The following is a 14419-nucleotide window of genomic DNA, read 5'->3' on the forward strand; positions in this document are numbered from 1 at the left end:
GCGGGCGGCCCCCCGCCCGCCCCGCCCCCCCCCCCGGGGCCCCCCCCCGCCCCCCGCGCCGCCCCCCCCCCCCCCGCCGCCCCGCCCCCCCCCCCCCCCCCCCCCCCCCCCCCCCCGGGGGGGGGGCCCCCCCGCTTCGTCGTCGCTGGAACCACAAGACGTTGCCCCGGGTCGCATGCAAGCAGAGGCGAATCCCGGAGCCCACAACAAGCCACTTTACCGTAACACTAGGCAGGAGACTAGAGTGCATGCGACCAGTTTTCCAGTGACCAGGTTTGAGGAGGTGCCGGCGATGTGTTCACACGAATCGCCGCCGTCTGGTGCCACGCACTCAAGTACTCGCGGGATAGACAGCTCGCCAGAAATAGCTATGCCCCGGGCCGCTTGCAAGCAGAGGCGGGTCCCGGGGCGTACGCGAAGAAGGGTAGCACAGCTTCGGCCCAACCTGATCCTGCCGGAGGACTCCCGTGCTCACGTCTGAGGCCGAAGTCGAGTGGGTCAAGAGCTTCTTCTCCGTGCCGCGATTCGCGCCCTACGTTCAAAGCTGCGGAGGTGACGAATCGGCGGCAGTGCGCCTCTACTGGTGGAACGTCGAAGCCTCGGCTGCCTTCTACGCGGCGCTGCACTGTCTGGAAATCGTCTTGCGCAACGCTCTGCACGAGGAGCTGACCCTCTACTACGCGCGATCCGACTGGTGGACGACAGCCCGGCCGGCCGGCGACGGTACCCACCTGATCACCGATGCCTACCAGAAGCTCAGACGGACGAACGGTCGTCCTCCCAATGAGGACGACATCGTGGCGGCGATGCCGTTCGGCTTCTGGGTTTCCCTCACCAGCCGCAGCAACGAGGCGGCCATGTGGCGGCCGGCTCTGTATCGCGCCTTCCGACCGGGCTATCGCAGGTCGCGCCGCGAGATGTACACCCACCTGAACAGCCTCAGGCTGTTCCGCAACCGCATCATGCACCACGAGCCGATTCATATGCGTCATCTTGAGGCGGACCTGCACCGCGTCTGCGAGCTTGCGGAATACCTGGCGCCTGGGGTCACCAAGATTTTGGCGCGGGTGAGCACGATCGAGCGTGTCCTCGCGCGCCGGCCCACACCGAGCAGCGGAGGACGAAGGCGCGTGGCCGGTAGTGGCGGCTAGACGGTGATGTGGGCGAGCAGGTTGTCGACGATTTCGTCGAAGTTGGCTATCAGGGAGAGGTGGCCCTCGTCGGGGCTCAGGTGGACCTCGGCGCCGGGGACGTGGTGGGCCAGCCAGTGGCCGTGGGCGGGTGGGACCATGCGGTCCTGGTCGCCTTGCCAGATGGCTACCGGGACTCGGATGTCGGAAAGGGCAAAACCCCAGTCGGCCAGGAAGGCCAGGTCGTCCTCGCGCCAGCCGGCGATTCCGGCCGAGACGGCGTAGCGGGTCGACTCGGCCAGGTACTCGGCGAAGCCGCCGGTCAGGGCGCGCTTGTCCACCTCGGACAGCAGGTCGCCGAAGGCCGCTACCACGTCGGCTGCGGTTACCCGGGACAGGTCGTCGGCCATGCCGGAGAGGAACTTGTCCAGGGGCTGTACGCCCGTGGCCGCGGCCTGGAACTCGGCGATGTTCTCTTCGCCCATGCCGTCGAGCCAGTCCAGGCCGGAGGCGTCGTAGGGGGCCACGCCGGCGATGGTGGCGGCGCCGACGCAGCGGCCGGGGAGCAGGGCCGCGCAGGCCAGGGCGTGGGGGCCGCCGCCGGACCAGCCGACCGTCACGAAGTGGGCCGCCTCGAGGCCGTCGAGCAGGGCGGCGGTGTCGCCGGCGACGTCGGCCACGCGGCGGCCGGGGTGCGGGGTGGAGCCGCCGTAGCCGGGGCGGCTGGCCTCGACGAAGCGCAGGCCGTGGCGCAGGGCGGACTCGATGAGGGGCTCGTAGCGGACGGCTCCGCTCGGGGTGCCGTGATGCAGCACCAGGGGCAGGCCGCCGGGTGGGCCCTCGACCAGGTATTCGAGCGTGCGGCCGTCAGGCAGGACGATGCGTTCCACGGCACGAATGTACGCATGCGGACGCGTCGCCGCCGCCCAACCGACGGAGCACGACACGAAGGGGCCCGCGTACGGCGTACGCGGGCCCCGAAAGGAGTGACTGGTCAGTTGCGGATGATCGTGAAGGTGGAGGTCGGGTTCTCGATGTCGCGGTAGTTGTTGCTCATCTGCAGGTTGGTGAAGGTGGCCGAGCCCACCGCGGGCCCCTGACCGGCCTCGGGCAGCGGGTTGGCCCAGATGCCGTAGCCGGACTTGGCGTCGTACTCGTCACCGCTCTTACGCGCCCCGGTGATCGTCACGTTGGTGAAGATCGTGTCCTTGACGATGTTCTGCGGCTGCCCGCCCACGTAGTTGGTCTGGAACATGATTCCGGAGTAGGTCGGGTCGACGATGTCGACGTTCGAGACCCGGATGCCCTGAAAGACCTTCGACGCGCTGAACACCCAGATCGCCGGGAAGACCTGCGCGCCCCAGAAGTGGCCGCCGGCCCGGACGATCGAGATGTTGTCGAAGACCGTCGGCGGGTTGGCGCCGAACCCGTTCATCGGGTAGCCGAAGTCGAGCGAGCTGATCGTGATGCCCGAGTAGACCAGGGTGTCCGCGATGTAGATGTTCTTGAACGTGTTGGCGTACCCGCCGTAGACCGCGATGCCCGCGGCCCGCCAGGTCAGGATCGACGTGAGGTTGGAGTAGACGTTGTTGATCTCGTCGGCCCCGCCCGCGTCGATCGCCGAGAACAGCGCGAAGCTGTCGTCGCCGGTGGCCCGGGCCTCGTTGTTGTCGACCAGGTTGCCGACGCTGCCGTTGGTCATGTTGACGCCGTCGGCGAACGTGTTCCGGATCCGGTTGTTCTTGATCACCATGTTGTCGGTGTTGGCGCCCCAGTAGAGGCACACCACGTGCTCGGCCCAGATGTTGTCGATGGTGATGTTGGCCGTGTTGGCGAAGTCGAAGACCTTGCCGGGGCCGTCGATGCGGATCGTGTAGTTGCCGAAGAACGCGAAGTCGGCGAACGTCGACCCGTTGGCCGTGCTGTCGGCCCGGAAGCCGGCGTCCGTCTCGGTCTGCGACGACGGGGTGTTGAAGCGGGTGTACCAGGGCCCGGCCCCGACGACCCGGATCGACTTGCCGTACACCTGGAACTTCGACGACGTCTGGTACTCACCGGCGGGCAGGTAGACGCCGAGCTTCGACGAGTCCTGACGGGCCGTGTCCAGCGCGTTCTGCACCGACTGCTGATCGAAGCCGGAGGGCACGACGTAACGGGCGGCATCCGGGTTGGCCTTCGGCGCGACCTGCTCCAGGTTGATGAAGTCGATCGCGATGCTGCCCGAGTTGGCGCCATCCTTCTGCAGCTTGATCGTGCTGCCGGCCGGGAACGAGCCGGTGAGCAGGATGTTGGCCTCGTCGTAGATGTGCCGCGGCCCGGTGCCCGAGTTCTGCGGGGCCGCCTCGTTGCCGTAGAGCCACGCGTACTTCGAGGTCAGCGGCAGGGTCTTGTTGAGCGTGCCGTTGACGTAGACGTTGATCGAGCTGGTCGTGCCGTCCGGGATCGAGAAGCGCGCGACCACGGTGTTCGTCGCGGCCCGGCTGGTCCACTGCACGTACGCCCCGGTCTGGTTGAGCGTCACGGCCCGCCGCCCCGACGCCTCGCCGGCCAGGTCGCCGACCGTCCGGTTGGGCCCGATCACGGCCGCGCCGCCACCGGTCTGGCCGTCCTCGGCCTCGTACATGTCGAACGGCATGTTCGCGCCCCGGCCCACGAAGAACGGCTTCTCACTCGTGTTGTTGGCCTGCTTCACGGGCAGCTCGTTGGCGTCGTTGGCAATTACTGTACGTACGGTGTAGCGCCCGTTCGCGGCCGTCCACGTGCCCATGTTGATGGCCGGGGACGACGCGCCCGCGGCCAGTGTGCCGGTCCACGAGCCGGTCAGCGTGCGCACCACCGACGACCCGTTGAGCACGGTCAGCGTGACCCCGTGGGCGCCACCGGCCGAGGCCGCCGAGCCCTGGTTCTTCAGCGTGACCGAGAAGGTGACCGTGTTGCCCGCGGCCGGCGTGCCCGGCGACCAGCTGACCGCGGAGGCGACCAGGTCGGAGCTGCTGACCGGGGTCACCACCAGGGCCGAAGGGCTGGTGTACGAGTTGTTGGCCTCGTTGGACTCGATGACCGTGTTCGCCTCGTCGACCTTGGCCACGACCTGGTACGACCCGGCGTCGCGAGCCCCGATGTTGGCCGAGACGGTCGCCTGGGCGCCCGCCGCGAGCGCGCTGACGTTCGCGGTGCCGACTTTGGTCGTACCCAAGTAGAAGTTGACGTTGGAAGCCGGGCCGGCCACGCCGCCCGCGTTGCGCACGGTGGCCGACAGCGTGACGGAATCGGTCTCGACCGGGGAGGCCGGCGAGGCCGTGGTGCCGGTGATCGTCAGGTCCGGGTTGGGGGCCGCGGTGCCGATCGCCTGCAGCTCGGCGACCTGACCGCTGGGCGCGCCCGAGTTCGCGGTGAACGACAACCGCAGATCGGCCGCCGTCGCGCTGACCGGAATGGTCACCGTGTTGCCCGAGGCCGGGTTGAACGAGTACGAGGCCGAGCCCACGATCGTCGTGAACGTGCTCGAGCTCTGCTCACGGCCGAGGATCGAGAACGTCTGCTGCCGGGCGCCCCACGAGCTGTCCGGGTTGAGCTTGACCACGACCGACGACAGGGCCGCGTTCGCGCCGAGCTTGACCGTCAGCGTGGCCGGGTAGGCACTGCCTTCCCAGTACGTGGCGGTGTTGTTGTCGTTCGCGTTGGTGGCCGCGAACGTGTGGATCGTCGACGACGCCTCGATCGGCTTGCCCTGGGCCAGGTTGCTGCCCGGACCGGAGGTGCCGTTGCGGGTGACCGCGGTGCCGAGCGCCGAGGTGTTGCCCGCAGCGTCCTTGGCCCGCACCTGATAGGTGACGGTGGCACTGGCCGGCTGCGTGTCGGTGTAGGTCAGCACATTGCCGGCCACGCTGGTGCGCAGCACGCCGTTGGCGAACACGTCGTAGCCGGTGACGCCGACGTTGTCGGTCGAGGCCGACCAGGTGAGCCGGATCTGGTCGCTACCGGGCTGGGTGAAGGCCAGGTTGCCGGGCACGGACGGGGCCTGGGTGTCGCCACCCGAGACGGGGCCGTAGACCTCGAGCTCGGAGAGTTGCGCCGCGGGCCAGCCGGTGTTGCCGGTGACGTTGACCCGCACGAAGCGCGCGCTGGCGGCGGTGAAATCGATGGTCACGGTGTTGGCGCTCGCCGGGTTGAAGGCGTACCCGGCGCTGGCCTTGAGGGTGTCGTACGACGTGCCGTTGGTGCTGCCCTGCACCGAGAGGGTCTGCGTGCGGGCGGCCCAGGCGGTGGCCGGCGGCAGCTTGAGGACCACCTGGTTGACCTGGGTGGCGGTGCCCAGGTCGACCTGGAGCCACTGCGGGAAGGCGTTGTTGTTGCTTTCCCAGTACGAGCTGGCGTTGCCGTCACCGGCGTTGCCGGCCGAGTAGACGTCGTTGAAGCTACTTGCGCTGAAGGTCTTGCCGGCGGCCAGGTTCGGGCCGGCGGCGTTCGCGGCCGGAGCGTGGACGAGGGCGGCGACCACACCCGCGGCGACGGCCGCCGCGAGGAATCTTCTTCTCAATCTGGACATGCGGGAGCGCACCTTTCTTCGAGGCAGAGCGGGGACGGGCTCAGGAGGGATGGACCTCGAACTCGGAGAGCTGGCCGGCGGGCCAGCCGGTGTTACCGGTGATGGTCACTCGCACGTAGCGCGCGGTGGCCGCGGGGAAGGTGACGGTGGCGGTGTTGCCGGATGCGGGGTTGAAGGAGTAACCGGCGCTCGCCTTCAGGGTGGAGAACGAGCCGCCGTCGGTGCTGCCCAGAACCGACAGGGTCTGGGTGCGGGTGGCCCACGCCGTGGCCGGCGGGAGCTTGAGTACGAGCCGCGCGATCGACCGTGAAGAGCCGAGGTCGACCGTGATGGACTGGGGGAAGGCGTTGTTGCGGCTCTCCCAGTAGGTGTTGGCGTTGCCGTCGGTGACGTTGGCCGGGGCGTAAACATCGGTCTGGCTCGTCGCCGCGGCAGGCCGACCAGCCGCGAGGTTTCCGGCAGGCGGCGTAGTGGGGGGCGTGGTCGGCGGCGTCGTGGGAGGCGTGGTCGGATTGTTGTTGTACTGCGGCGCCGGCCACGGGCCGCAGTACGAGTTGGCGGTCGACCAGCCGGAGTTGCCGCCACCGTCGGCGATCTGCAGACCGGATCCCGCGCAGTTGTAGACGGTCTGGCTCTGCGCGATCCCCGAGGCCCGGACGTTGGTGAACCGGGCCGAAGCCGGCGCCTGGGCCTGCAACGCGAACGTCCCCGCCCCGGCGATGGTCACGTTGGTCAGGTTCAACCCGGTGGTCTGGTTGCCGATCCACTGGATGCCCGCGTACGAGCTGTCGAGGATGTCGGTATCGGTGACGTTGATCGTGGCCCCCGTGATCGGCCCCTGATCACCCCAGAACCACAGCGCCCCGATCCCGAAATTCCAGTTGTAGTCGGAGTTCCCGGCCCGGATCAGCGTGTTCCGGGCCAGCGTCCAGGTGCCCGCGACCGCGGTCGGCCCGGTCACCCCCGGATACCGGTTGCCCACGTGGATCCCGCCGCCGTTGGAGACCGACTCGCTGACCACGTTGTCGGTCATCACGATGTCCCGGCCGCCATAGCTGACGAGGTGGTTGGCCAGGATCGGGGCCACGATCGTGTTGCGGGTGAACGAGTTGCCGACGTTGGGCACGTTCTCGGCCCACATGGCCAACGCGTCGTCCCCGGTGTTGCGTACGAAAGTGTTGGTGACGGTCGAATTGGTGACGCCGATGTGGAAGTTGACGCCGTCGGCCGTCTGGTCCAGGATCCGGCTGTTCCTGATGGTGAACCGGTCCATGGGCCCGTCCATCCACGCCCCGACCTTGGTGTGCTGCATCCACACGTTGTCGATGGTCGAGTTCGACATGGCCCCGCCGAACGCGTTGACCTGGTCGTTGTCGACCCGCTCGCGGATGTCGCCGATCACGGCCAGATCGCGCACCACGACGTTCTGGCTCGGGCCGCCCTCCCCCACGTACTTGCCGTAGATGCCGGCGGCCAGATTGCGTTGCGTCGGGTGCCGCCCGCCGAGCACGCTGTACCAGGGTCCGGCGCCGGCCAGCGTGACCCGGTCGACGATGACGTGGCTGTAGAGCGTGAAGGTGCCGGGCGGAACGTAGACGACCCGGCCCGAGGAGGCGCCCGCGTTCACCGCCGCCTGGAACTTGGCCGTCGAGTCGGTGGCGCCGCTCGGGTCGGCCCCGTAGTCGGCCACCACGTCGATGGCCCCGGACGGCTTGGCGATCGGGCCCGGCACGTTCTCGAAGTCGGCCAGGTCGATGGTGAACGACGGCGACTGCGCGGTCGACGAGACCTGCAGCCGGATCTTGGTGCCCGCCGCATAGGTGGTGCCGAACATTGCCCGCGCCTCGTCGTAGAAGTGGTGCGGCAGCGGGTCACCCGGGTTGTTGGAGAACGGGTAGTAACCGTAGTACCAGCTGTACTTCGAGGTCACCGGGACCGTCTTGATCAGCGTAGAGCCGGTCCGCAGATCGAGCGAGGCGTCGCGACCGGTGCCGGCCGCGTTGTCCGGGATGCTGTAGCGAAAGGTCACCGCGTTGGCCGGCTTGGTCAGCGTGAACTCGACGTACTCGCCGGCCGCGTCGAGGGTGATCGCCTCGCGGCCGGACGCCTCCGACGACAGCCGGCCGTAGACGCGGCTGGTGCCGGTGGAGGTGCCGTTGTGCGCGGCCTTCTCGGCCTCGATCTCGACGAAGGGAACCGTCGCGCCGCGACCGGCGATGTCGAACGGGGACAGTCCGGCCGCCTCGGCCGGGTGAGCGATCCACAGAGAAACTGCGACGGTGGCGCCCGCTGTGAGGGCAGCGAGCGCACGCCGAGTGAAGCGGTTGGCCATGGGGAACCCTTTCTCAGGTGGCCAGCCCCCGAGGTTTCAGGAAAGGCGCATCCAAACGGCGGTGTCCGGGGGGAGGCGGTCACCGTCGAGAGGGCCACTGGCGAGCAGAACGGTCCGGTGCGGCGGGAGGGCGATGGGGGCGCCCGACATGTTGAGAACACAGGCGAAGTCGTGGCCGCGGCAGAACGCGAGCACCGACGACCCGAGGTCGAGCCACGAGAACTCCGGCCCCAGCGAGGCATGGCGCAGCTTGATGGCCGAACGGTAGAGCTCGAGCATCGAGTTCGGGTCGCCGGTCTGGGCCTGGGCCGTGCGGTCCTTCCACTCGGCCGGCTGGGGCAGCCAGGGCGTGGCGGTGGTGAAGCCGAACGGCGCCTCGTCGCCGGTCCACGGCAGCGGCACCCGGCAGCCGTCCCGGCTGTGCCCGCGGCGGCCCCACATCGGATCCTGGAACTGCTCGGGCGGGATGTTCTCGTTCTCCCAGAGCCCGAGCTCCTCACCCTGGTAGATGTAGGCAGCGCCGGGCAGCGACAGCGAGAGCAGCGCCGCCGCACGGGCCCGGCGGGTGCCCAGCTCGAGGTCGACCGGGGTGCCGTCGAGGTTGTTCTCGAAGCTGAACGTGGTGTTCTCGCGGCCATAACGGGTGACGTGCCGGGTGACGTCGTGGTTGGACAGCACCCAGGTGGCCGGGGCGCCGATCGCCTTGTGGGCGAGCAGGGTGCGGTCGACGCTCTCGCGCATCAGCTCCGGGTCCCAGGCGCAGCCGAGCAGGTCGAAGTTGAAGGCCGCGTGCAGCTCGTCGGGCCGCAGGTAGTTGGCGAAGCGCTCGATGTCGGGCATCCACACCTCGCCGATGAGGGCGCGGTCCCCACCGTACGAGTCGGAAACGCGCCGCCACGCCCGGTAGACCTCGTGCACACCGTCGAGGTCGTGGAACGGATGCGGAGTGTCCTCCAGCACCTCGGGCAGTTCGGGGTCCTTGAGCAGCAGCGCGGCCGAGTCGATCCGGATGCCGTCGACCCCGCGGTCGAACCAGAAGCGCAGAATGCTCTCGAACTCGGCCCGCACGTCCGGGTGGTCCCAGTTCAGGTCCGGCTGCTCGGGCGTGAACAAATGCAAATACCAAGAGCCGTCCGGCGTACGGGTCCAGGTGGTGCCGCCGAACTCCCCTCGCCAGTCCGTCGGCATCTCGTCGCCGTTCTCACCTCGCCCCGGGCGGAACCAGAAGTAGTCGCGCTCCTTCGCTTCTTTACTTTTGAGAGCGGCTTTGAACCACGGGTGCTCGCTGGAGATGTGGTTGGGCACGATGTCGACGATCATGCGGATGCCGGCCGCGTGCGCCTCCTCGATCAGCGCCTCGGCCTCGGCCAGCGACCCGAACACGGGGTCGATGTCGCGGAAGTCGGCCACGTCGTAGCCGGCGTCGGCCATCGGCGACGGGTACCACGGGCTCATCCAGATCGCGTCGACGCCGAGGTCACGCAGATGTCCCAGCCGGGCCCGGATGCCCGCGATGTCGCCCACGCCGTCGCCGTTCGCGTCGGCGTAGCTGCGCGGATAGACCTGGTAGATCACCGCGTCGCGCCACCACTGGGAGTCTTTGTCAGACACTGGAAACCCGCTTTCTGTGCACAGTGGGTTCGACGACCTGTCGCAGGCCGCCCGATTTGTGTATTAAGTCAGCCCTTGAGGCTGCCGGTCGTGAGGCCGGACATGATGTTGCGCTGGAAGAGCAGGAAGATGATCACCGTGGGGACGGCGGCGATGACACTGGCCGCGATGACGACGTTCTGCGGCGTGCCCCCGCTGAAGGCGTAGATGCCGACGCTGAGCGTGCGCGTCTCCGGTGACGGCATCACCAGCTTCGGCCACAGGAAGTCCTTCCAGACCGCGGTCACCGCGAAGATCGAGACCACGCCGAGGATCGGCCGCGACATCGGCAGGATGATCGACCACAGCGTGCGCAGCGGCGACGCGCCGTCCACCTGGGCCGCCGCGATCAGGTCCTCCGGGATCGAGTCGAAGAACCGCTTGAGCAGGAAGATGTTGAACGCGTTGGCGATCAGCGGCAGCCAGATGGCCCACGGCGAGTCGAGCAGATTCACGTGGATGATCGGCAGGTCGATGGCCGTCACGTACTGCGGCACGATCAGCACCATGGCCGGGATCATCAGCGTGGCCAGCATCAACCCCAGAATTACGTTGCCGAAGGCCGGGCGGAGCTTCGACAGGGCGTACGCCGCCGCGGTGTCGAAGACGAGCTGGAAGAAGACCGCGCCGGCCGCGTAATAGAACGTGTTGAACATCAGCTTGGCCAGGTCGAGGTTGTTCCAGGCGTCGACGTAGTTCTGCGTCTGCGGGTCCTGGGGCCACAGCGTCGGCGGGGTCTGCGCGATCTCTTGCCCCGACTTGAGCGCGCCCGTGACCATCCAGTAGAGCGGCCCCAGGAAGACGAGCGTGAAGCCGGCGACCACGACTGCGAGCAGCGTCCAGTAGAGGTACTTGCCGCGTCCGCGCCGCAACTGGGCTTGCGAGATGAGGGTTCGGGACATCGTCTCAGTCCTGTTTCGTCGTCAGTCGCACGTACACGGCGGAGAAGGCGGCCAGGACGATCAACATGATCACGCCGAGCGCGGCCGCGCCGTTGAGATCGTTCTGGAAGAAGCCGTGCTGATAGATCAGGTAGGCCACCGAGGTCGCCGAGTCCTGGGTGCCGGCCCCGTTGGCCAGGATCAGCGGCTCGATGAAGAGCTGCATGGTGGCGACGATCTGCAACATGGCCAGCAACGCGAGGATCAGGCGGGTCTGCGGGATCGTGACGCTCCAGATGCGGCGCCAGATGCCCGCGCCGTCGAGTTCGGCCGCCTCGTACAGCTCGCCCGGGATGTTCTGCAGCGAGGCGAGGTAGATCAGCACCGCGCTGCCCATGTTCATCCAGGTCGAGGCGATCACCATGGCCGGGATCGTCATCGTCGGCGACTGCATCCACTCCGAGGTCGGCAGGTGCAGGAACTTCAGGATCGCGTTGAACAGGCCGGCGTCGCTGGGGTCGTACGCGTAGTACTTGAAGAGAAAGAGCGCGGACGCCGGGGGCAGCATCACCGGCAGGTAGACCAGGATCCGCAGATAGCCCTTGGCGTGCCGGAACTCGTTGAGCAGGATCGCCACGAAGAACGGGAGCACGTAGCCGACGACCAGAGCCATGATCGTGAAGATGAACGTGTTCTTCCAGGCGACCCAGAAGCTGGGGTCGGCGATGATGCGGGTGTAGTTGTCCCAGCCGACCCAGGTCGTCTCGCCGCGCCGGGTGCGCTGGAAGCTCATCACGACGCCGCGGATCATCGGGTACCACATGAAGAGGGCGAAGCAGACGACCGCCCCGATCAGGAACGCGTGGCCGGTGAGGTTGTCCCTCAGCTTGCGGCCGCGTTTGGAGACTGTGGGCGCGGGCGTGGGCTTCGTGGTGACGGCCGGCGCTGTCATGATCGCCAACTTTGGCTCCTGTGTTGATGGCGCGGGAGCCGCTTTCCGGCTCCCGCGCGCTCTCGATTAGCTGCCGGCGGCCTGGAGCTGGTTGACCTTGGTCTCGGCCGTCTTGAGCAGGGAGTCGATGTTGGCGTTGGGGTTGGTCAGCACACCCGACATCGCCGAGTCGAGGACCGCGTAGATGGCCTGGGCGTTGCGGGGCTCGCCCACGATCGGCACCGGGTTGTCCTCGAACACCTTGAAGTTGGCGGTGTCGACGTTGGCGTTGGCCTTGCGCAGCTCGAGCTCCTGCTTCTGCGCGTCGCTGCCGTTGGTGAACAGCAGCGGCTGGGGCAGGCCGACCGGGTAGTTCTGCGGCTTGGCCCGGGCGTAGTCGAGCTGGCCCTTGCCCGGCGTCAGCTTCTGGTAGGCGATCCACTTCAGACCGGCCTTGACCTGCTCGGGGGTGAGGTCCTTCTTGAAGAAGTAGCCCTCGCCGCCGCCCAGCGTGCCCTTGGCCGGACCGTCCTGACCCGGCATCGGGCCCATCGCCCAGTCCTCGTACTTGCCCTGGAACTGGCTGACGATGGCCTGCGTGGCGTCGGGGGCGCCGATGAACATGCCCACCTTGCCCGCGCCGGCGTTGGTCAGCAGGTCGCCCCACTGCAGCAGCTGACGGGTGCCCATGCTGTTGTCGCCGTACCGCATGTCCTTGAGGTTCTGCAGCACCTGCTTGCCCGCGGCGTCGTTGAAGGCGGCCTTCTTGCCGTCCTCACCAAGGATCTTGCCGCCCTGCGAGTAGGTCATCGCGGTGAAGTGCCAGCCGCCGGTGTTGCCCGCGCTGTACTCCGAGTAGCCCGCGATGCCGCTGCCGGTCGCGGCGATCTTCTTGGCCGCTTCCCGCACCTCGGCCCAGGTCTTGGGCGGGTTCTCGGCGTCGAGGCCGGCCTTCTTGAACAGCGCCTTGTTGTAGACCAGGCCCATCGAGTAGTTCTTCACCGGGACGGCGTAGAGCTTGCCCTCCTCGGTGAAGACCTCCTTGAGCGCGGGGTCGACGCTGTCCCAGGTCGGGACGGTGTCCTTGGTCGCGTACTGGGTGATGTCCATGGCCTGGCCGCTGTCGAGCACCTGCTGCAGGTCGGTCATGTAGCCGTAGAAGACGTCGGTCATCGTGCCGCCGGCCAGGCGGGCCGTGAAGTCCGGCGGGTTGTTGCACTGCTCGCCGACGCTGACGCTCTTGATCGTGATGTCGGGGTTCTGCTTCTGGAACTCGGCGACGTCGGCGTTCCAGTTGGCCAGCAGCTCTTTCTGCGCGCCGACCGGCTGGCAGTCGACCGTGATGGTGACCTTGCCGGCGGCGTCTGTCCCGCCGTTGTCGTCGCTGCTCTTCGTGGAGCACGCCGTGAGGCTGAGCCCCAGGCCGGCCACGAGCGCGAGCGCCGCTGCCTTCCGGTACTGCGGTACGGACATCTGTCCATCCCTTCGGGAACGGGTATCCATGGCCATCGCTGATAGGCGTGATCTTGTGACTTGGGTCTCGCATGTTTCGTGGACGTGACGATACAAAGTCCAACGGCATCACCGCAAGAAGCCGACTGTAGAAAGAAAAAACGCGACCGCTTGACGATTGGGCCCGCACGACGAAGGGCGGGCCAGTTGGCCCGCCCTTCAGGAAGAAACTTGCTGGTCAGTAGCGCTTACGCGCGGGCGCGGTCGAACCGCGCACCACCAACTCCGGCTCGAAAAGAAGCTCGTCGGGCTCGACGCCGCTGCCCTCGATCTGGTTGACGAGCAGGTCGACGGCCGACTGGCCCATCAGCTCGATGGGCTGCCGCACGGTCGTCAGCGGCGGATCGGTGCAGGTCATGAGGGCCGAATCGTCGAAGCCGACGACCGAGACGTCACCCGGCACGTCGAGGCCGAGCCGGCGCGCGGCCCGGATCGACCCCAGCGCGAGCACGTCGGACGCGCAGATCATGCCGGTGACGCCGCGGTCGATCAGTTTGGCCGCGGCCAGGCGGGCGCTCTCCATCGAGAAGTTGGTCCGCTCGACCTGGATCTCCTTGCCCTCCAAGGCGGCCAGCTTGCGGCGCGAAGGCACGTGATCCTCCGGGCCCATGACCATGCCGATGCGTTCGTGCCCCAGCGACCGCAGATGCCCGTACGCCTGCTCGACCGCCACCGCGTCGTCCGTGGAGATGTGCGGGAAGCCCAGGTCGGAGACGCCGGCGTTGACCATGACGACCGGCATGCGGCGGTCGGTCAGCGCCCGGTAGTGCCCGTGCTCGGCGTCGGCCAGCGCATAAGAACCACCGGCGAAGACGACCCCGGAGACCTGATGGTCGAGCAGCATCTCGATGTAGTCGCGCTCGGGGACACCGCCTATGGTGCGGGCGGCCAGCAGCGGTGTGAAGCCGCGCTGGGCCAGCGAGGCCGTGACCACCTCGGCCAGCGCCGGGAAGATCGGATTCTGCAGCTCGGGCAGGACGAGACCGACCAGGCGGCCGCGCTCACCGCGCAGCTTGGTCGGGCGCTCGTAGCCCAGGACGTCGAGCGCGGTCAGGACGGACGCGCGGGTCGCCTCGCTCACGCCGTTGCGACCGTTGAGCACCCGGCTGACGGTCGCCTCGCTGACGCCCGCCTTCTTGGCCACCTCGGCCAGACGTTTGGTCATTCGGCAATACTAGGGCAGATTGCTGCAATTTTCGAACTAGGTCTTGCAGCGCAGCCGCGCACTTGCTTCGACCTTGCAAGAGCCAGCGGAGCGGTCCGACCGGACTACGGCCCGAAGTCGCACGCTGTCGCCGGCCACCCCCGATGAAACGATTAAGTCGTCGCTCACCGCAATGACGCACCGGACATCGACTTGCGCCACGGTTCCATAACGCCGTCCGCCGAAATCCGACGCCGCTCGCCCTCCGCCCTCCGCCCTCCTTCGCTGGA

At 67.9% G+C, this 14419-nt stretch carries 9 protein-coding genes; 1 reads left to right on the forward strand and 8 read right to left on the reverse strand.

Going from position 1 to position 14419, the window contains the following annotated elements:
* Nucleotides 1-467 precede the first annotated feature (467 nt).
* Nucleotides 468-1151 (forward strand): hypothetical protein, encoded by a 684-nt coding sequence (locus M1L60_RS08080; protein WP_253236692.1) that lies wholly within the window; start codon nt 468-470, stop codon nt 1149-1151.
* Here the strand turns inward: M1L60_RS08080 and M1L60_RS08085 are convergent.
* From M1L60_RS08085 to M1L60_RS08120, 8 genes are all read right to left on the reverse strand, one after another.
* Complete coding sequence (locus tag M1L60_RS08085) at nt 1148-2020, reverse strand: alpha/beta fold hydrolase (RefSeq protein ID WP_253236693.1); 873 nt, start codon at nt 2018-2020, stop codon at nt 1148-1150. The two genes, M1L60_RS08080 and M1L60_RS08085, sit on opposite strands and share 4 nt — an antisense overlap.
* Nucleotides 2021-2124: 104 nt before the next feature.
* A complete protein-coding gene (locus M1L60_RS08090) occupies nt 2125-5679 on the reverse strand; it encodes a galactose-binding domain-containing protein (protein WP_253236694.1) in 3555 nt (1184 codons plus the stop codon).
* Between the two features lie 40 nt (nt 5680-5719).
* Entirely contained in the window at nt 5720-8011 is a 2292-nt protein-coding gene (locus M1L60_RS08095) for a galactose-binding domain-containing protein (protein ID WP_253236695.1), read from the reverse strand.
* Nucleotides 8012-8047: 36 nt separating this feature from the next.
* On the reverse strand, nt 8048-9622 hold the full coding sequence (locus M1L60_RS08100; RefSeq protein ID WP_253236696.1) for a glycoside hydrolase family 13 protein: 1575 nt from the start codon (nt 9620-9622) through the stop codon (nt 8048-8050).
* 68 nt (nt 9623-9690) lie between these two features.
* Nucleotides 9691-10563: a carbohydrate ABC transporter permease gene (locus M1L60_RS08105; protein WP_253236697.1), complete on the reverse strand. Its 873-nt coding sequence runs from the start codon at nt 10561-10563 to the stop codon at nt 9691-9693.
* A gap of 4 nt (nt 10564-10567) precedes the next feature.
* Complete coding sequence (locus tag M1L60_RS08110; protein WP_438862082.1) at nt 10568-11503, reverse strand: carbohydrate ABC transporter permease; 936 nt, start codon at nt 11501-11503, stop codon at nt 10568-10570.
* 57 nt (nt 11504-11560) lie between these two features.
* Nucleotides 11561-12946, reverse strand: coding sequence for an ABC transporter substrate-binding protein (locus M1L60_RS08115; RefSeq protein WP_253236699.1), 1386 nt, complete (start codon nt 12944-12946; stop codon nt 11561-11563).
* 217 nt (nt 12947-13163) lie between these two features.
* On the reverse strand, nt 13164-14150 hold the full coding sequence (locus tag M1L60_RS08120) for a LacI family DNA-binding transcriptional regulator (RefSeq protein ID WP_253236700.1): 987 nt from the start codon (nt 14148-14150) through the stop codon (nt 13164-13166).
* Between the last annotated feature and the right edge of the window lie 269 nt (nt 14151-14419).

Source organism: Paractinoplanes aksuensis (assembly GCF_024137025.1).
In the GTDB taxonomy this organism is placed as follows: Bacteria; Actinomycetota; Actinomycetes; order Mycobacteriales; family Micromonosporaceae; genus Actinoplanes; species Actinoplanes aksuensis.